Raw genomic sequence first — 19,786 nt, 5'->3', positions numbered from 1 at the left:
TTTTTCAATTAGACCCTAGGGATAAACATCATCCTCGAAGTCACACGGCAGCTCCACACGCTCTACTGGGTCGCTAATCAGAGCATGCATAAGTTCGTAGGTGAGTTTTCGCATGGCAAACTCATTTAGTGTTTTATTCGCTGTAATTTCAGAGCCAATAACCTCCCAAAGCTCATCTAAATTCGCATTATCACTGCGTAATTCTAATAAGTTTATCTGATGGTCATTCGTGGTAATTACTCGGCTAAATGTGTGTAATAAATTTAAAAAATCCAATGTTGATACATATGTGCTTTCCATACTTAACTTTCCTTGTATGATTTGTTATCAAAATCGATAACTCATTATTAGGTAATAATCATGCATGGGAATTTAAATCTATTTACGAAAAAAATTATAAAAAAAAGCGAACAAATGTTCGCTTAGGGGGTTATGCATTGTCGATAATATCGACCCAATCACTCTCTGCTGCTGCAAAAAATGTAGTTGGCGTTTGCATAAATATTTGCTGAAACTCCTCAGAGAAAAACTCACAAAACTGCGTTATTTGCTCTATGTAGATAAGTAAAAAAAGCGTCATATCTACTCCCTCTAAATATCGATTCTCGAAACTCGGATTTTTTTCTAACATACTATTTGAAATGCTAATCCCAAGTATTTTTCCAACGCTATCTCTATGTAAATAGATGTAATTATTGAAATTTAACTCCATCGCTTGCTCGTTAACTACATCTGCTAGCAATAAAATTGTAGAGCAGTCATCCCAAGGCGATTTGCTGGCTCGAACGTATTGCCGAATGAATTGAGATTTAGTATTTTTCATTATTTGTCCTCGTTAATTGTCCTGAAATTAACTAGGGCCAAGCGGTGGGTAAAAATAGAAAATCACGTTTATGTAGGCTAAATTTGCAAAAATAATAAAAATCATTAATGTTGGGAAGTGACTGAACAACCTCGAGAATGAACAATATGACTGATTTTATTTGGATAATACCAGCGATAGTACTGACACTAATTTTGATAAAACTTGTTCTCACACACAATAAAGAAAGTTAAATTTATGGTCTTTCTAGCCTTTACTTGAACAGTGCCATTTACTCAAATTGAGAATTCCCAAAATATTTATAAGCTACTGGTTTATCATTAAATACAGCGCCCTATTGAAATTTATTATCGTAATTACGATCTAAAAATAATTATGTTTTTTAGTAGGTAAATTTCAAACACAACGAGAAATTGTTTTAGGCGTCTATTAAAGTAAGTGCTTTGAAGTGAGAATTAGATTAATTATTCTGCAAAAAATTATCAAACTAACTTACTAAGTAGAGAGTAAGAGTATATAGGCTGATGGTTTCCAGAGTGACTATAACGACAGCGCGTCGACTTCTAAAACACACTAAGAGCTTTTACCGATGGGTAATTATTACCGAGGATTGCTGCCTTTCAAGTTTTACTAGCGAACGGCTCTTGTGTGCTGTGAGTTCAACTGGTGAATGCAACGCTATCCTTATTATTAATTAAAGGAGCGTTTACATGAAACAGAGAAAACGTATTTATTATAATGCAGAACAAAGAAGGTTAATTTGGGATCGATATCAGCGCGGTGATAGTGCGCATGATATAGCAAGATTATTTGATCGATACCATTCATCTATATTAGGCATTATCCATAAAACAGGTGGTGTTCGGCCGCTTGAGCCCAAACGCTCACCAACAACACTAACTCTTGCAGAACGAGAAGACATTTCACGAGGGTTAGCAATAGGTAAGTCACTTCGAGAAATAGCGAGATATCTTAATCGCTCTCCTTCCACTATTTGCCGTGAAGTAAACCGCCACGGCGGGATTAAAAAATATCGAGCGAGTAAAGCTGACAAAGTTGCCTGGGAAAATGCCAAACGCCCTAAGCCTTGTAAGCTGTATGGCAACAAAGAATTATGTTTAATCATTTCTCAAAAGATGGAATCTGCATGGTCACCTCAGCAAATATCTGGTTGGCTTAGGCGGAGATATCCCAATGATGAGGATTTGAATGTGTCGCACGAAACAATATATAAAACCCTATATACAAACCCGCGGTGCTTTAAAAAAAGAGCTACAAAAGCATTTACGAACGCAGCGGGTAGTCAGGAAATCAAAGCATGCCACTCTTAAAGGTAAAGGGTTAGGAAGGATAGTCGACGCTGTACCAATTAGTGAAAGGCCATCAAATGTTGAAGGCAGAGCTGTTCCAGGCCACTGGGAGGGAGACTTGATCCAAGGCTCAGGAAACAGTTTTATCGCGACTCTAGTTGAGCGACACTCTAGGTATGTAATGTTAGTGAAAGTACCTAGTAATAAAACAAAGCCAGTAATCGAAGCGTTGATTAAACAAGCTAATAAGTTGCCAGCAGAGCTTTATAAATCATTAACTTGGGACAGAGGATGTGAGCTTACTAATCATAAAGACTTTACTCTAGCTACAGATATTCAAGTATATTTCTGCGATCCACAATCACCTTGGCAACGCGGTTCCAATGAAAATACAAATAGGCTATTAAGACAATACTTTCCAAAAGGAACTCACTTAAATGAGCATTCTCAGATAAGATTAAACCAAGTTGCCAGACAACTTAATGAGAGACCGCGGAAAACACTGGAATACGAAACACCTGCGGAGCGATTTAATCAGTGTGTTGCATCGAGTGGTTGAACTCACAACCAATTGCGGACGTTCGTAACCTTAGACTCTTGTAAGTGCTCTATTGCTCAACATATTTAAAGGTACCAGCACCATCGAAAAACCTAACATGAACGGACTTAAATAGCTCAGGAGTAGCCATTCTGGTGTTGATTGCGACCCTATTTGTACCGTCATCTCTTTTTTGTGTGTAGTGAGTCGTACAACCACAAAAAGTGCAAGAATGATATGAGCGAACTTTGCTACCCCACAAATAAACAGTAGCCTCTGATTTTACTTTAATATCAACTTGATCGACTGTGTAATAAGCCCAAAGAGCACCCAGCCGGTAACACATTGAACAATTACAACTGGTAATGGATTCTAGTAGCATGTCTGCTGTTATAACGATATTGCCGCAATGACAAGTAGCTTTGACCATGTTTCCTCCTTGAACACTTAACGCCGCGCTCTGCGGAAATTTTGGAGCGCTAGCGACTAAATTTTCCGTAGCAGCGCTTTGTTAAATCACTTATATGGGTATTCATCATCAAACTGAAGAGTTATTGAGCTACCTCCATCTATCAAGATGTCATAAATTTCGGTCAGTTCTTCATCTTCTTCGCTAAACTCAATTTTCATTGAAACATCGTAATATTCATCAAAATCCATATTTTGACTAAATTTTTCGACATATATGTACTCTTTATCTTCACCATCCCAAATAGAATTATCATAATCAGGACCACTGACATCTGCCGTACACTCTATTCTCACCTTAAGGCTCAATGTCGCTGATTCTTCATCAATTGCAACGACATCAACTTCAACAATTTGATCGTGCGTTACTTTTACATTCTCGACTTCTGCTTCCCAATTATCAGAATAGTCAAAATCGCATTCAACATAGGCATCTCTAATAGATTCTCTGATCCAGTCCGCTTCTTTATCTACATAGGAGTGAACGATAGTTGTCAGTCGTTCTTCAGCCCTGTTATATATGTCTAGAAACTCAGTGAGTTTATTCACACTAATAAATGGAGAAAAACTGGCACAAAACCCTTTCAAGTCCTTGTCGTCACTTATAACATAGACTGACTCTACTTCATCCTCAGCCCAAGCTTTTAAGCTAAGTAAAGAAATTGCATCAGGGAATTCATCTTTTTTCTTTCCTTCGCTAAATGGAAATGCGCCATCAAAATAAAGTGACAATAATTCACTATTGCAAATATCATTAGGGTCAATGACTGAAATATTAGAATCCGATATGTACTTTTCCCATCCAGATATAGCTAACTCAGTTAAACTTTGAGTATCTAGTTTGGCTATTGCTTCATCAATTTCGGTAGGAATGCTCCCCTCAATTATTGATACAGCCTTTTCAATCTCAGATTTGGATTTTTCTACTACAGCTAGTTTTTCTGTAATTTTGCTCGCAACTTCATTCTTTACTACTTCAGAAATTAGAATGTTTAGTTTTCCTGATTCTCCAAGCTGACTTAACTTAGACAACACTCTATTTTCGAACTTAAACCCTTGACGCATTATTGCTTGCGTATCGATAAATACATTTCTAGTTTCCAACAGAGTCTCCTTGCAATGATACTGATACTGAAGATTTAACACTTTATCAGAGGACACTTTCCCTTTTTAGCGCGAAAACGTCCTTACTTTGTGAACTTACATTAATAGTAAATAGTGTAAGCTATTACCAGCTACCAATATTATGCTTTCTGTAGCGTATATAACATGTAAAAAAGAGGAAAGTTTCTCCTTATTCTTACCAAGCTAATGACGACTCACCTGAATGACCGCTGATCGCTCTTAGCCGAACTTCGTAAAAGTGCCAATTGCAGACAGTGGTAACGCCACATTATATGTATAATTCACGCTTAACGCAGCTACGAAACAGTTTATACTTTTCTAACAACTCATCAGTTAAATTGACAATTTCAAGTGCATGCTTATTGTATTTACCAAGACGATCATCTTCGCCACCGCGGTCAGGATTTAGCTCAGGATAGAGGCAATACGTTTGATTTTCCATAACGATATGTGATGGATGATGGAAAAAATGAAGTGCAGTCCAGTTCATGACTTTTGATAAAGCTTGACCAAATTCAGTAAATTTTTCATTTAATTCTGTATTAAGAAAGTCATACTCAGTTTCTTGTGAATAATAAACAAAGTCGTGTAATCTAGCTTTATCATTTCTGCTATATGAATGGTCGTCCGTTAGCGAAGATATATATTCTGTTAGAAAATATTCCTCGAAGCCTTTCGTCACTTTTTGGTAAAGCTTTAAATCATGCTCTCGTGATAGTGCTTCCTTCTTTGCTTCACTATCAAACCTTCCATTAACTTCTATTTTTGTTTTTTCTCTTTGTAAAAGTATGTTGTGAGTTAAGCCCAAAGTAATAAGAACTATACCCACGAGAGAATCGTAGCTACCAAGAATTTTAATATTAAATTCTGTCGCTAAAATTTCATTTAAGATGTTTTGAAGAATTGAAGATGACGTTAAGCCGAGTCCCGCAATAATAACAGTCCAAGTAACCTTATTAGAAAATTCGGGAAAAAATAACCGAAATACTTTTTCTATTTTCCAGTTGATAGATAGTACTCCATGTTGATATACATATAACGCCAATATTGTGGGACGCTTAAAGAGTCAGAGTGCCGCAGGCAGGATCAGCAATGCCTTGTTATGTTTGGTGCCAAGGGGCATTTGCAATACCCCTTGGACTTTTTTAGAAGTATTGAGCGATATGAGCTATTGCTAATACAAGGCCGCTAAGCGCTGTAATAACCTTCGCCACATCAAACTTAACTTCAATGCTGAGTTTGGTTTTCATGGTTAAATTCCACTATACCGACTCAACCGGTTGAGTCATGAAAGACTCGTTTTATATCCCGCCTTGCGAGCGGCCTGAGGTGCTATGACTAGTATAAGCAACCTCAAATCGGACGATTTCTGCTGGCACAACCAGCCCAAACTTCGAGCTCCTGCTCTAAATAAGGTATCGCCCTTTAGCCGCCTACCAAGCGACATACGGAGCTGGTGACTCCGAAACTTTAAAACATAACGTACTCAGTATTTATTATGTGCTTATTAAACCTAATGTTTAACAGTTAAGCAATGATCTTTTCCTCACGCACAGTCGCGACTAGTCTGAGAAGTTATGCAGATTAACTCATTGACTTGATGCAGCAAGCAAGATGATAATTAACAGTGAGGGCTATCAATAAATCAAAGGTGATGTCATGCGCCACCGTTTTTGACTGGCCGGTAATCGCTCTAAGCCGCCTCCCATATAAATAAATAGTAGGTATGGAAATACGTTCCACAATGTGGAAACAAGTTATCAATACATAATTCTTGTTAAATACACCAGAATTATGTATTCACTGTCGAATACCTCCTTAAATACACCATAAATATGTAACCTTTGGCGATTAACTTTACATAATTATGGTAATTACACTAAAAACACCATTATTTTGTACTCTATATTCGAGTAAGACTTAGTTTAAAGGCTTAATAAACAAATTGAGATAACACAATTATGGTTTTTTATAATTTTAGATAACATAATACTGGTATAGAAACACCATTATCTTGTTATTTTTATAACCCCCCTAATAGCAAGTCATTGAAATATAGTGTTTTTCAATAATAATAAATTTATCGATTACATAAAACCGGTAAAAAACACCAGTTTTATGTAAAACAACCGTTTCAAATACACAAAACTGGTGTTGTTGACCAGTATTGTGTATTTTAAGCTTATTGATTACAGATACCTGGTGTGAAAATGGAAAAAAAACTAAACCCAAACCCAATTTCTCGTTCAAATTTACCTAAACATATAAAACAAGGGCACAAACTTGTATTCAGCCGCAAAGACCTGTCGCAAAGAGAGGCGGATTTGTTTGCACTGATGATGGCCCAGATGAAAGATTCAGATTGGGAAAAAAGCACACCACAGTACACATATACAGCAAGCCAGCTATCAGAATGGCTGAATATCAGCTCTAAGCATGTTGGCAGTATTTTATCTCCTGCTGCTGAACGACTTGCAAGCTACAAAATAGGTATAAAAGTAGAAGGAACCTCTGGCGAAATTGAATTTGATTACAAACCTCTTTTTAAAAATATTAAGTATAAAAGAGGCCTATTAACAATGGTGCCTAACGACATGCTTGAAAGTGAATATATTGAATATAAACAAGGGTTTGCATTAATAACAACAAGAACATATTTAGATATAAAACAAGAATACGCAAAAAGATTGTACGAAATTTTAAGCCGATTTAAGAAAGACGGTTATGAAATGCATTACATTGCAATTGAAGAGCTTAAGGGACTTTTTGGTTTACTCGATGAAAGTGGGCGACTGAAAAAAAATAAAAGTTCATTTAAAAACAACGGTGTATTCATGAAACGCTGCGTTAGAGATAGCATCGAAATTTTACGAGAACACCCAATTGCTCGTAAAGAGTTTTTATTTTTAGAAAACGAAAGTAGCGACATTGGTTATGAATTAAAAACACAGGGTAATAAAATTTCTGAAATAAAATTTCTGATTAGATGGCTAAATAAAGGCACTACTGAAGAATTGAACACTCATGATGCACTAAATACAGTGAAAGAACTAATTTCTAAGCAATTAATTCAAAAGGAAAAGCTATCTCCTGCAGAACTAACACAACTGATGTTTGCTTATCGTTACCTCGGCCAGGATGATGAGGCGGATAAAGTTGAAAAGGCTCTAAATAGAAGTATGGTTCTAAGTAAGAATACAGTAAATGAAAAAGAGAAACAGCTAAGAGATGAAGTTAATTCTTTAATAGAGTTAACCAAGGATATCGACTACTAAGTACACCATAAATGTGTAATCACAACACCAGTAATATGATCAGTAATACCATTTTTGTGATCACTAATACCAACAATATGATCATCAATACCATTAAAGTGATCTAAAACACCATTAAACTGATCTAAAACAGGATAAAAACCATTATTTTTCAATGAGATAAGAAGTCTATATATTAATAGTCTCTATATTCTTTAATAGTAATAATATAATTTATAGTATCTGTGTATAAGTGCATAACATTGAAATACATAGCAATTAAAAAAGAAACCAATTATTCCATTTAGTGTTTACAAACTCATTGATATGCAGCATTATATGTTAACTTTATAAAATGCTGCATATTTCAAGGTAAGCTGATGGATGACAGAATACTAAAAATAGCCACTAGGGCGAAACTAACCCTGGAGGCATTGTCAGAGAAAATTACTAATTCTCAGATAGAATTTAATGCTGAAAAGTATGAACCTACATACTCAAAATCCGCAGTCGCAAATTTACCAGAACTAGCTAAGGCAAAAGTTGATAAGGCTGTAGCTGAGATGGAGCAAAAAGGATATCAATTCCAAAAAAAGCAGGCCGGATTAAATAATGTTTATAGTATGGGCCATAAAGATATTACCGCTCTTTATGAACACAGAGGTGTTCCTAAATACCGTGATAAATTTAAAGAAGCCCATACAATTTTCCTTACAAACCTCAAAGGTGGCGTTGCGAAGACGGTCTCCAGCGTAACTCTCGCTCACGGCTTAAGGTGCACCCCTGCCCTACTTCACCATGATTTGAGAATATTAGTGCTCGACCTAGATCCACAGGCCAGTGCAACAATGTTTATGAAACACGACCTTTCTATTGGCGTTGTAGACGAAACTGTTGCCCAAGCAATGCTACAGAATGTAAGCCGTGAAGAGTTATTGGAAGAGTTTGTTAAACCATCGAACGTATCTGGCGTAGATATTATACCTGCCTCTATTGAGGACGCATTTATAGCCTCTCAATTCGAAAAGTTAGCAAATGAGCATTTACCTGGACAAAATATATATGACGTTCTTCAAGAAAATATAATTAACAAACTAAAACACGATTATGATTTTATTTTTATTGATTCAGGACCTCACTTAGATGCATTTTTATTAAACTCATTTGTTGCAGCTGATACATTTTTAATACCAGTCCCCCCTGCTCAGGTTGATTTTCACTCGACATTGAAATTTATGCAAAGACTCCCTGAGCTTTTCGACATGACCGAAACTGCAGGCAGCGAAATTAAACTTAGTTCAATATTCGGATATATGGCTAAGATTGCGAGGAAGTCAGATCACGCTGATGCTCAAAGTTTGCTTCGTGAGGTTTGCGGTGCAGATATGCTAGATACGTCTTTGCCGTTATCAACAGCATTTGAACGTTGTGGTGAGAGTTTTGGTACTGTTTTTTCAACTAATCCAAAATTTTATCCTGGTGATAGAGATGCGTTGAAAAAAGCGCGTTTAAAGGCTGAAGAATTCACTCGTTCAGTATTTGACACAATTACGTTTAATAGAAAAAACAAAGGCTAGACCACTATGAACACAAAAAAAAGAGCCGTGATCGGGCGTAAGGTTACAACTACTAATCTAGATGAGCTTATTACAAAAAATAGTGGAAATAATATAGTTGAACGTTCACCTATTTCTGAACGAGACATTGAATGGGAACGCGTTGAAATTGAAAGCCAAGATGTTTTAAATAAATGTACAAAGTCGATTTATAATAAGCGATCTTTTAAAGATTTGTCTTTAGCATCTGTGCTCGATATTTATCATTCGATAAAATCTACAGGTGGTAATACCGAAGCCGTTAGAGCTGAACTTGTTGATGGAAAGTATGAAATCCTAGGCGGTCTTCGCCGTGCTTACACTGTTTCTCTTTTACCAGATACAAAATTAACCCTAGTTGTTGCCAAAAATTTAACGGAAGAAGAACGGGCTCATTTCGCCTTAGTAATGGATGAATACTCAGAACCTAGCTATATGGATAAAGCACGCTCCATTAGCGAATTAAAGGATAAACTGGAAAAAAGAAATGGTATAGAACTGACAGGAACAAAACTTTGCGAAATTTTAGGGATAAAAAAAAGCAACGTGTATTACGCGTTAAGCTTTTCAAATATACCTAACGATATTATTAAATTGTTTCCTGCCCTAAAGTTTATATCTACTCCATTTCTACGAGAATTAGTAAAATACAATAAAGATAATTACCTAGATAATTTAGCTATACATTTTAAAGCGATTAAAACATCACCGCTTACTGGTAAAGAATCTAAAGAAGAATTATCAGAAATAAACGAGTTTTTAGAAAAGGAATCTAAAAAGTTACAGCGCGATATTTTAAATAGAATTAAAAGTGACAAAGCGCAAGGTGAGACGGCTTATAACGGTAAATTTAAAGAGCTTATTAAAAGTAACGTAAGTGGTGTAAAATTTACGACGACAAAGAATGGTGTAAATATTTCAATAGACGAGTCCAAAGTGAGTCCCGATATATTAGAAATGCTTTTAACGAGTTTTAATTCTTAGTTTTACCAACATAAACTTTATTTAAAATGCCTTTTCCACATTGTGGAAAAGGTATTTTTATTACAAACAAACTACTTATTATCTATAATTTTTTTTAAACGCATAGCTATCACAACCTTCCTACTCATAATTTTCTTTAGTTCAAATACTCCTAGCTTATAATTGTAGAGTCATATATTTAATTTACACTAGTTTTCAGACCAGATAGAACTTCCCAGAATATGCTTGATGCCAATAAATTTAAGCTGTTAACAAATTACCGAGTGTAGGTACCAAGTTACAGAAGTCGCTGAATGATTTAATATTTGCATTAAAACTTTATATTGCCGGCGAAGCCAATTATCAGATAAACTTAAAATTTTTACATCATCCGATGAAAAACTGTATATCACGACGATGTGACGCCTTTTTTAGCTGCGTCATAGTGGTTCTTATGCCTGATTAAAAAGCCTTTAAACAATGAGTGCTTAGAGATAAACGCTTGTTGAAACTCATTAAAGAATTTTATGTAACCAGTGGCGGCACTTATGGTAACCCTTGGATATATGCAGACTTGCGTTAAGTCGGTAAGCAATGCACCGTAAATCGTGTTTCTAAGATTATGCAACGACATAAGCTTAAAGCGCAAATTGGGTATAAGCTTCGCCATATTAAAGGCGATAAAGCATCACGGGTTGCAGATAACTTATGAGCGCGTCAATTTAACCCGCCAGCGCCAAACCAATCATAGCTGTGCGATATTACCTAAGCACCTACGACATTTTTTATATGTGGTAACAGAGATGAATTACTCTCAGGCGGATTCTAAGTTAGTCGCTGGATAAAAATATGGATAACCATTTTTATAAATCTACTCTTAATGACTGTATAAAACATTAATTTAAAGCTGAGGTATTGGTAGGTGATCATGGTAGTTAATGTGGTAATCCTAGTTAGCTTGCATTAACGAAGGTGTATAAAATTGTGTTATCGGTTAGCCGAGTTGGGGATTGGTATTATAATGCAGCTTCTGAAAGTTTTTACTAAGCTTAAAAAGTGAATAGTTAGAAGTAAGATATACTCGATACGAGAAGATGCGAAAGCTGAGATATTTAATTTTAGATAAATTTTTTAAAATCAAAAAATGCTATTCACACATGTAGTGTATCACCTGTTAAGTTCAAAGAAGCGTACTATTTTGAGTTAAAAACTAACTAGTGAAAGCAGGGAAGTCCAAATTGGTAAAGTTGACAAGGTCAGACACCAAAAAATATTTACTTTTACTATGATTTTCCTACTCATAGTTGTTTATAGTCATTCACATTTAATAATAGTATTTAAAAAGCGGTTTAGGGTATGTGTTTATTGGCTATGGATAATAAACGAAATCATTTGATGACCAACCCCTTTATATCGATCACTGTAAGTGCTCCACAACTCTCTAACGACACCTAGAGTAAACACACCCATCGAGGTCGATTTTCTTTCGGAGAATCTTAAATACGTATCAATATTTTGAAACAGTACATAACTTAAATTAGTTCATGTTTATCTTTGCACATTAAATAGCCTGTATAAAAATCGACAAGATGAACTATTCGCAGCTATGTAAACTATAGGAAGTCTAAGTCGAGTAAACATATTTATTAATATATGTATAAGACTTAAAATTTGATAGCGTTACTTTCCACAATGTGGAAATTGTTTAACCGAGCTTTTCTAATACTTCATTGCTGAGTTTTTAAAGTTGCCTAAATAAATAATAGTCTTTAGATGATTGAAAGAATTTGTTTATTTAGCTAACTATTCATCAATGCTTAAGCGCCTCTATTTGGGCCTAGGAGCTTCCCTTAGATATTGTATTACCTAGCCTTACATAGGTGTCTTTAATACGTTCTAAGCGTTCAGGGGTACTTATATTAGTATCTTATTATAAGAGAGATACTTCTCTTCTTAACAATGTGCAACTTGATGGTTTTATATATTGTATATGTACTATAGATGACTAATATGAATACGTTTTTAGAAATATAAATTAAGTAATTTATCTGAATCAGATAGTAAATTGCATTATATGAAAAACTTTTATTAGTGTGGGCTAATTTAAGTTAGTAGGTTAGGGTGTTATCGAGATATTTTTCATTTTGTAAGTATATACTTATTGCTAAGGTATTTACAGAATGCTTTCTCTAGATAAAGTTTGTCATCATATATACTTGTTAGCTCTCTCATTATTAATAGATCTGTTTGAAAATAGCGCTTGATTATAATTTTCTTACTGTTAAGGATAATAATAAGGTTAATATGGTTAAATTATAGGTATAAGGTTAAAGCGTAAGTTATTCCTATAAGTTATTGAATATAAATTAGTTTGTTTAAATTTGCAGATCAACAAACCTCTATGTATGGATCATGTTTACACTATGTTATAGATCATATTTCCTCTATGTGCTCTTTAAAATCATATAGTTATACATAGGTTATAAACATACTTACCCCCAGAATGTGTGTTTTAGATCCGATTTCCATCATGTTTGTATACGATGTTATCCCCATAAGCAAACTTCCTTTGACCTAAAAACATGGTGTAGATCTGATCTCCATTATGCTGAGATCATTATTTAACTAGGTAAAATAACGCTTATCCACAAGAATTTTTAATTTACCCGTTATCAATGTTTTTTATTGAGTTTTTTCCATGACCACATAAATTTATTTCCAAGGTAGGCTTTCATCGACTATTTGTAGCTACTCTATTACCGTAGATATTCAATACAGCATTATGGTGTGAAGCTATTTTGCCTAAATAAATTAGCCTCAGATCACTTTACCTCTATGTAATTTGTTATCAGCCAAATTATCACAGATCAATTTTCCTCTATGCTTAAATTACAGTCTGTTTAGCAAAAATCATCGATTTATATTTTAATGGTTAAGTTAGGTGATAAATTTGAGGGTTACAAAATCAGCTCAGATCACTTTTCCTCTATGCTGGGTGTTCGATGATAATTAATCCAGATCGCTTTTCCTCTATGTTTGAGGCTCACATAGAAGTAGTCGTAGGGCATTATGGATATTATTTTATTAGCTTAAGTTTCCTAATATTATTTTTTAAAAGAGTTACAGATCAATATTCCTCTATCTTTGAAAACTGATTGCGAAAGAGGGAAGGCTAAGCAAGTTAATTATGAACGCTTGATATAGCGGTGTGCTTGAGTAAAAAGAGGTTCAGATTTCCTCTATGTTCTTTAATTACATATAAAGTAGATGTCTTAAATTAAATACATCATTGTTTATTATGTAAAAATCAGTAACAGATGAAGCTTCAAGTTTCTATTATTCAGTATAGATCAGTTTTCCTCTATGTTAGTGCTATAGATGCTTACTGAAATTAACAAGTGGACCTCTGAAACTAGGGTAATAAAAAGTAGCTTAAAAATATAAAAATCTATATTGATAACTCATAAACTCATTTTGTTAAATTGTATTTAGATTTTTATTACACTCAGATCAATTTTCCTCTATGTTTCATAGTTGCCGTAACCTATGGGTTATGAGAACCTAGGGGATAAATATAATAATGAGCAGGGTTTTGCTTAATGGCCACAAAGTACATTTCGTTGAGTAATCTTCCTGATACTATTAAAAACGAAATTAAGACAATCCAAAATGCAAATCAAGTTGAGCAATTGTCACTTTTCATTGATAATCAAAGTACGTTGTCGGGCTTTGAAAACTCTATTTCAAACACTTTTAATGCTTATGACTTGTGGTCTCGTTTTATACGTAATCAACGTAAACTGGTAAAAATTAGTGAAGCGCCTAACCGGGTTGTCGTATCTCGAAGTATTTCTGATAAGTTAGAAGGCGTTATGTATGAGGGTAAACTGGAAATAGCCCCTGCGCTGATTGTGGGAAAAGATGAAGATTATTTTGCTTGGCCTTCAGATAGAGAAGAAAAAGTAGAAAGGGCACTTATTCGTTTAGCTAGCCAAGGAAAAATAGCAAAAATTTCCGGAAAAATGGGCGACAGATATGCGGTATATTTTTCTATTAAAGAAATAGCTAACGAGCTGAAGTCTGTTAATCAAACCCTATCATTTGCAGAAATAAAACAGGCCCTTCAAATACTCAAAGGCAGTGAACTCAACTTTAAATACCAAGTGACCAATCAAGCGGGAGAGCAACATTATAGTGAGTCTAAAATGAATTATTTAAGCTCTATTCATTTTAGTGGTCAGCAAGGTAAATCAACGGTTAAATGTCTTGCTGTATTAAATGAGTTTATGTCGCAGCAAATAGAGTCCATTGGTTACAGAGGATATTATTTTAATCGTGCTCAATCGTTTAAAAGAACTTTATCCAGATGGCTAACCTTGAGGCTTTATCATATGTTTCGCTATGCAAGTGTAGGCAAAACGCATCACTTTTTACTAAAAAAAACCATGATAAAGTTTGGCTCCATCGACAGTGAAGATATAAAAAAATCTCGACTTACAGCTATTCGTCGAGATATGGCTAATACGATGAAGGACCTGATTGAGGCCGATATTTTAGATAGCTATGAAATCGATAATATAAAGGATGATGAAGGTAATATTGTTGACTATAAATACGAGCTTTGCCCCTCAGATTCATTCTGTGCTGAAATTTTATCCTTGAATAAGCACAATAAAAAAATAACGGAAAAAGCCAAGGTACTAGATGAGCAAGAGCTCCAAGCAAATTTTACTGAGTCTTAATAAATAAGCTTCTTAGGTTAGTTAATTACCTAATACTGCTTTTGTTCTAAGGTTAAGTAAAAAACCTCTGTAGCTTTAAAAATACTATTTTGGTTGAAATATTTTTACAGCTTTAGAATAGATTGATTTCAAACAATTGCAGCTGTGAAAGTTGATAAGTTCATTAAGTCTTATAATATTGTTGAGCAAATCGCGCTTTTTTCTGCATTGTCATATAGTAATAGGATTAAACTAATAAGAAGAGTTTCTTTTTTTGGTTATAGCCATAAAAATAAGCGGCTAAGGTTTTATCGTATGCTTACCACACAAGCTGTAAGTTGAGTTGCTCGCATATTTTCGTGGACATGGAAATATTTTTATCCAGTTTTCAATATTTATGAGTCTTTCTCAGATGTGAAATAACTCATTTAATAATAGTTCATAATGTTAATTTAAATTAACAGCGGCTAGTGTAATAAAAGAAAATGTGGATGTAATATTAAGATTTCCACAATGTGGAATGGTTATTAAAAAGCATTATGGCATAGCACTTAGTAAAAATTTGATCTGCAATTTTTACTAAAAATAATACTGTAAATTATGAATATTAAAGCGCTTTTAGATTTATTTCTTTCCAGTAATATCACCGCATTGGTCTATTTAGATGACTTCTCATATCGTGATGGAAATTTTCTTCATTCAATCCCTATTTCTTCTTTTTTATACAGAGCTGGTTATTTCTAATACCAAGTAAAAAAATAATATTGAGTATAATTAGTAACCAGTCACTATAAGCTCTGGATCAAAATTTTACTAAGGGTATTTATATTAACTGTTAAAGAAAATTATAAGGTTTTTATACCTTCTATACCTTCTATACCTTCTATACCTTTTATATGTGTTGATAGTTTTGAACTCATTCTTTATATTTCTATTCGTATAAACTTACATAGCAACTCAGGTTATCTTAAGTACATATTGAGGCGTGTAGGCAAGGGTGCGTCTATCGTATTTCAGTTATTCCACCATGTGGAAAAACATCAAACCGTTTACGCTTTAGCCTGATACTTAGTGAAATATTGATCTAAAGTCTTTTAGTACAAAGCAATATACATCAAAAAATCTAAAAGCGTCGCTTCCATTGGAGGCTTTTAACGGCTTACTTCTAGATTTATTACAAATATTCTAATTAGGATCTTATATATTTTAAGTTTGTAATTTAGCTTCGTCATAGTCGAATCATTTAAAGCTGACCTCTCTATTTTTTAAATTAATCTTATGACTTCCTCATTGTATGTTTCCAGATTTGACGGTGAGGTTCAATTATTTGATTACAATTGTAAAGTGCAACGACAATCGTGTTGATTATCTAGTTCAAAGAATGTCATATTAAAATTTTAAGAGCGCTGCATATTTATTAAATTAAAATACTTTTGTTAAAAATTCATGTTGGATGTTAAAAAACAAATTACAAATACAAACATATGATGTATGTTGTCTTTAATAAATCTAAAAAACAGAATGTATACTTTTAATAAATAACCTTTCTAGACGAGAGATAACATGAGACAACATCTATTAGGCTTTACACTAGCCCCCTTATTTTTACTTACATCAGCGTGTTCACAACAAGAAAGTCCCATAGAGTTAAAAGACACAGAAACTCTTAGTTCATCTATTGCTTCACTGAATAGCTACGAGAAAACAGCTCGACTAAAAATTAACAAACTTAAGAAGTTGATGGCAAAAGCTGAACATAAGCAAATTGATGTTACACGTGAAGAAAGCGTTGTGTGGTTTGCAGAACAGTTTTTAAAGTTTGCTAACTGGGATGAAAACAATTACGACGCTGTTGTTAAGTTATTTAGCTATGAACGTTACTACGCAGACACAAAAGAGCAGTTAGCAAAAGAGCTTCCTGATTTTGAACGTAAAAAAGTAATTCAAATTTTAGATAAAGGTATAAACGATTTATCTAAAGAGCTTGCAGGCGAAATTAAACGCCGCCCTGTAAATAAAGTTGATTGGCAAAATACTAAAGCAAAAGACAATATGTTTGTAAGCAATGGTAAACCAATATTTTTATATGACTATTTTTCAAAAACGGTAGGGCAGCCGCTTACAAATAAAGATATTTATAACGACCATTTAGGTGCGCTTTATCATGGTGGTGAAGATTTATACCCTGTCGATCATGATCGCGCCATTAATTCATTTTTAGTTCGAGAGGATGGCACTTTTGACGAGGAGTTAATGAAAGAGCTAACGCGTATCCCTGATACTAACATTGGTTTTTTAGTTTATTGGCTAATGGGTATTCCACAGTGGGTTGAAGAACGAGAGCCAGAGGTTAGAAAAGGGCGGTCGTTATTTACAGGTTTTGATATTGATAACCCTTTAGCCCGTGAAGTATGGGGTAAGATAATTCGTAAAACGGGTGAACTCACCAAAGGTAAAAAAGTAACTGAGGTGGGTTTCGTACTTGCTAACGAACCACATTGGTACGCAGAAAAAGGTCATTGGACTCAAAAGTTCCAAGAAATGACAAGTATTTCTTCATACACATTAGACAAATTTAGAAATTGGTTGAGTACTAAATATCAGGACGATATAAATAAGCTTAATGAAAATTGGGATACTAATTTTAAAAACTTTAAAAGCGTTGCAATAGAAATCCCAATCGATCCGGCATTAAAAGGTTTACCGATTTGGTACGACTGGACGCGTTATAATATGGATAGAAGTACGGATTGGTTTACGTATGTTCAAAACGAACTGCATTCTGTAAATGAAGATGCCGATACTCATATTAAAATTATGCCTCGTATGTTCATGGAAGATTCTCGTTCTGGAGGTATAGATACCGAAGCTCTAGCTGAATTGACAACTATGGTTGGGCACGATGCAAAATCATTCGGTAGCGAAAACATTCGCCCTGGTAAATCGTCCAAGTGGATTGAAAAATACGCTTATAATTGGGGCATAGTCACTATGTTTCATGATTTTATGGAATCAGTTGCGCCTAATAAGATTAATGTGAATTCAGAATCTCATTTTTTATCATCGGGTCAGTGGCGAGATTTAGACACACGTACAAGTTATGTTCGTAGTGTTTATTGGCTTGCAACTTTACTTGGTATGGATGCCAATATGGGCTGGTTTTGGGCACGTGATCCAGATGGTTCACCAGAGGATCGTTTAGAAGGCGACCTAGACTTTTTTGACCCAGGTCTTGGCGGTGCATTTGCGGGTTCTAACAATATGCAGCCGCATGTAACTAACGAAGTTACCCAAGTAATGTTTGATCTTAATAGTTTTTCTGAAGAAATTGTTAAGCTTAGAGAGCAGCGTCGTCCACTTCGTTTGTTTTACTCTGAAACAACAGCAATTAACACAAACGACTATATGACCAAGGGCTACGAGCTTTATGAAAATTTATTTTTTGAAGGTTTTCCACTTGGCTTTGCCACAAAGAATGTAATTGAAAAGCAAGACAATAACAACTGGGATGCAATACTGGTTTATCGCAATAATTTTGTTACAAATGAAGAGTTTAAATCGCTTCAAGGGTATTTAAATAAAGGCGGTACCGTTATTTTAGACTCAGCGCAAAGCCTGTCTTTAGATGAGTACGGGCACCCGCGTAAGGCTAAGTTAGTTGCCAGTAAAGGTAAGCTTATTGTTATGCCAAAAGACGCAGACGTTGAAGCCATTAAACAAACTGCACTTGCAGAGGTTTCGGGTAGTACGCCTGATGTTGTTGTAAAAGTAGATAATGGTGAGTCATTTAAAACCACAACATGGCGCACTGTTAAGCAAGACAATGGTAGTTACTTGGTTAATATTTTAAATTTAGGCCACACAACAGCAACCGTTGATCTGTCGCTTAAAAATGGTAAACCTATTCATGTTAATAACTTAATGACGAGTAATAAAATGAAGAATAGCTTTGACATTCCTTCTGAGGGGGTCTCACTCGTTGAAGTTACAGCTCAATAAATAGTTTTTTAGCGAGTACATGCCTATGTGCTCGCTTTTCAATTAACACGATACATTAAGTTGCGAATACTTAAACTAATAGCAATATCGTTGAGCTTAATCCCGTACAGTTCAGGGGTTAATGCACTGCCTATGCCTCATATTGCGTAACCAAGCGAAAGTTGGGTCTTACAAGCTGAACGCTCAGATGAGTTTGATATTAAAGATACTGAAAATTGAACTTTCAAACAAAGAACGATGGTGGTTGGTACCGTAAAGGTGAAAAATCCAGTGTTTCTGAAGGCATATTAAAACTAACCACTAAACGAGAAACGCATTTAAGAACGTTTTGTGATGGCTGTAATAAAACAAAAGTGCCTAAGTATAGGTTGTTTTACACTTCGGGAGTTGCTAAATCTAGGGCAACAGGGAGTTACGGATATTATGAGGCACGTATAAAGGGTGCGGATAAATTTCCGAGAGTATCACCTGCATTTTGGATGTACAGCAAAATAGATCGTACTTTAACGAATGAAGGCGATGTGCAATATAGTAAAATAGGTGTAGTTGAGTTAACTCAAAAACAGACGATTCAGGAGTTGGACCGCGACCTACATAATATTGTTATAAAAGATGGCGTACTCAAAGAGTTGAACTTAACAATATATAAGGGCCTAAGAACACCGCATACAAAAGGGAAATGTAATCAATTTTATCCTTCAGATAATCAATCTGCACAAGGTTTCCCAACATTAGTGAAAATTGATTATGTGAGAGCGTGGTTAAAGTAATAGAAAGCCTTAAAACCCATTCAAATAAAGTATTTAATGCCTTTTGTGTAGATGATGAAATGCGTGTTTATTATCTACATTCATACCAACTTTGAAGTATGAATATTAGCCAAGTTTTAATTTATTTGTTGCGAATATAAACATCATATGTTTATATTGTTGAAATCAATCTTATGCCTTTATAATAAAGTACAGGCTGATTGCTAAAACACTGACGTAG

11 protein-coding genes and 1 pseudogene are annotated in these 19,786 nt (G+C 34.6%); 7 read left to right on the top strand and 5 right to left on the bottom strand.

Features of this window, described 5'->3' with window-relative positions:
• Positions 1–15: 15 nt before the first annotated feature.
• Positions 16–300: a hypothetical protein gene (locus tag WNY98_RS17230; RefSeq protein WP_342878502.1), complete on the bottom strand. Its 285-nt coding sequence runs from the start codon at positions 298–300 to the stop codon at positions 16–18.
• 130 nt (positions 301–430) lie between these two features.
• On the bottom strand, positions 431–823 hold the full coding sequence (locus WNY98_RS17225; RefSeq protein ID WP_342878501.1) for a hypothetical protein: 393 nt from the start codon (positions 821–823) through the stop codon (positions 431–433).
• 710 nt (positions 824–1,533) lie between these two features.
• On the opposite strand from WNY98_RS17225, the pseudogene WNY98_RS17220 reads away from it, so the two are divergent.
• Positions 1,534–2,692: pseudogene (locus tag WNY98_RS17220) on the top strand (IS30 family transposase).
• A 49-nt stretch (positions 2,693–2,741) separates the two neighbouring features.
• Here WNY98_RS17220 and WNY98_RS17215 read toward each other — a convergent pair.
• The 3 genes from WNY98_RS17215 to WNY98_RS17205 all read right to left on the bottom strand — a co-directional run bounded on the left by WNY98_RS17215 (position 2,742) and on the right by WNY98_RS17205 (position 5,309).
• Complete coding sequence (locus WNY98_RS17215; protein WP_342878500.1) at positions 2,742–3,101, bottom strand: aldehyde-activating protein; 360 nt, start codon at positions 3,099–3,101, stop codon at positions 2,742–2,744.
• Positions 3,102–3,187: 86 nt separating this feature from the next.
• Positions 3,188–4,243: a PIN domain-containing protein gene (locus WNY98_RS17210; RefSeq protein WP_342878499.1), complete on the bottom strand. Its 1,056-nt coding sequence runs from the start codon at positions 4,241–4,243 to the stop codon at positions 3,188–3,190.
• 289 nt (positions 4,244–4,532) lie between these two features.
• Positions 4,533–5,309, bottom strand: a complete 777-nt coding sequence (locus tag WNY98_RS17205) for a hypothetical protein (protein WP_342878498.1) — start codon at positions 5,307–5,309, stop codon at positions 4,533–4,535.
• 1,165 nt (positions 5,310–6,474) lie between these two features.
• Between WNY98_RS17205 and WNY98_RS17200 the strand changes: the two genes are divergently transcribed.
• The 6 genes from WNY98_RS17200 (at position 6,475) to WNY98_RS17175 (ending at position 19,566) form a co-directional block, all read left to right on the top strand.
• A complete protein-coding gene (locus WNY98_RS17200; protein ID WP_342878497.1) occupies positions 6,475–7,539 on the top strand; it encodes a replication initiation protein in 1,065 nt (354 codons plus the stop codon).
• A 359-nt stretch (positions 7,540–7,898) separates the two neighbouring features.
• Positions 7,899–9,095: an AAA family ATPase gene (locus tag WNY98_RS17195; protein ID WP_342878496.1), complete on the top strand. Its 1,197-nt coding sequence runs from the start codon at positions 7,899–7,901 to the stop codon at positions 9,093–9,095.
• 6 nt (positions 9,096–9,101) lie between these two features.
• On the top strand, positions 9,102–10,097 hold the full coding sequence (locus WNY98_RS17190) for a hypothetical protein (protein ID WP_342878495.1): 996 nt from the start codon (positions 9,102–9,104) through the stop codon (positions 10,095–10,097).
• A 3,578-nt stretch (positions 10,098–13,675) separates the two neighbouring features.
• Positions 13,676–14,818 carry a replication protein A gene (locus tag WNY98_RS17185; RefSeq protein WP_342878494.1) on the top strand — a complete coding sequence of 381 codons (1,143 nt, stop codon included), beginning with the start codon at positions 13,676–13,678 and terminating at the stop codon, positions 14,816–14,818.
• Positions 14,819–16,360: 1,542 nt separating this feature from the next.
• Positions 16,361–18,796 carry a glycoside hydrolase family 42 gene (locus WNY98_RS17180; RefSeq protein WP_342878493.1) on the top strand — a complete coding sequence of 812 codons (2,436 nt, stop codon included), beginning with the start codon at positions 16,361–16,363 and terminating at the stop codon, positions 18,794–18,796.
• A 215-nt stretch (positions 18,797–19,011) separates the two neighbouring features.
• Entirely contained in the window at positions 19,012–19,566 is a 555-nt protein-coding gene (locus WNY98_RS17175) for a hypothetical protein (RefSeq protein WP_342878492.1), read from the top strand.
• Positions 19,567–19,786: the final 220 nt, after the last annotated feature.

The organism is Pseudoalteromonas sp. AS71 (genome assembly GCF_038900275.1).
Taxonomy (GTDB): domain Bacteria; phylum Pseudomonadota; class Gammaproteobacteria; order Enterobacterales; family Alteromonadaceae; genus Pseudoalteromonas.
The sequence above is the reverse complement of the archived record's forward strand: the minus strand, read 5'-3'. Positions and strand labels throughout refer to the sequence as shown.

Coding starts and splice junctions, on each gene's coding strand:
- WNY98_RS17190 (WP_342878495.1), top strand. CDS start 9,102: ATGAACACAAAAAAAAGAGCCGTGATCGGGCGTAAGGTTACAACTACT.
- WNY98_RS17200 (WP_342878497.1), top strand. CDS start 6,475: ATGGAAAAAAAACTAAACCCAAACCCAATTTCTCGTTCAAATTTACCT.
- WNY98_RS17195 (WP_342878496.1), top strand. CDS start 7,899: ATGGATGACAGAATACTAAAAATAGCCACTAGGGCGAAACTAACCCTG.
- WNY98_RS17225 (WP_342878501.1), bottom strand. CDS start 823: ATGAAAAATACTAAATCTCAATTCATTCGGCAATACGTTCGAGCCAGC.
- WNY98_RS17180 (WP_342878493.1), top strand. CDS start 16,361: ATGAGACAACATCTATTAGGCTTTACACTAGCCCCCTTATTTTTACTT.
- WNY98_RS17230 (WP_342878502.1), bottom strand. CDS start 300: ATGGAAAGCACATATGTATCAACATTGGATTTTTTAAATTTATTACAC.
- WNY98_RS17215 (WP_342878500.1), bottom strand. CDS start 3,101: ATGGTCAAAGCTACTTGTCATTGCGGCAATATCGTTATAACAGCAGAC.
- WNY98_RS17185 (WP_342878494.1), top strand. CDS start 13,676: ATGGCCACAAAGTACATTTCGTTGAGTAATCTTCCTGATACTATTAAA.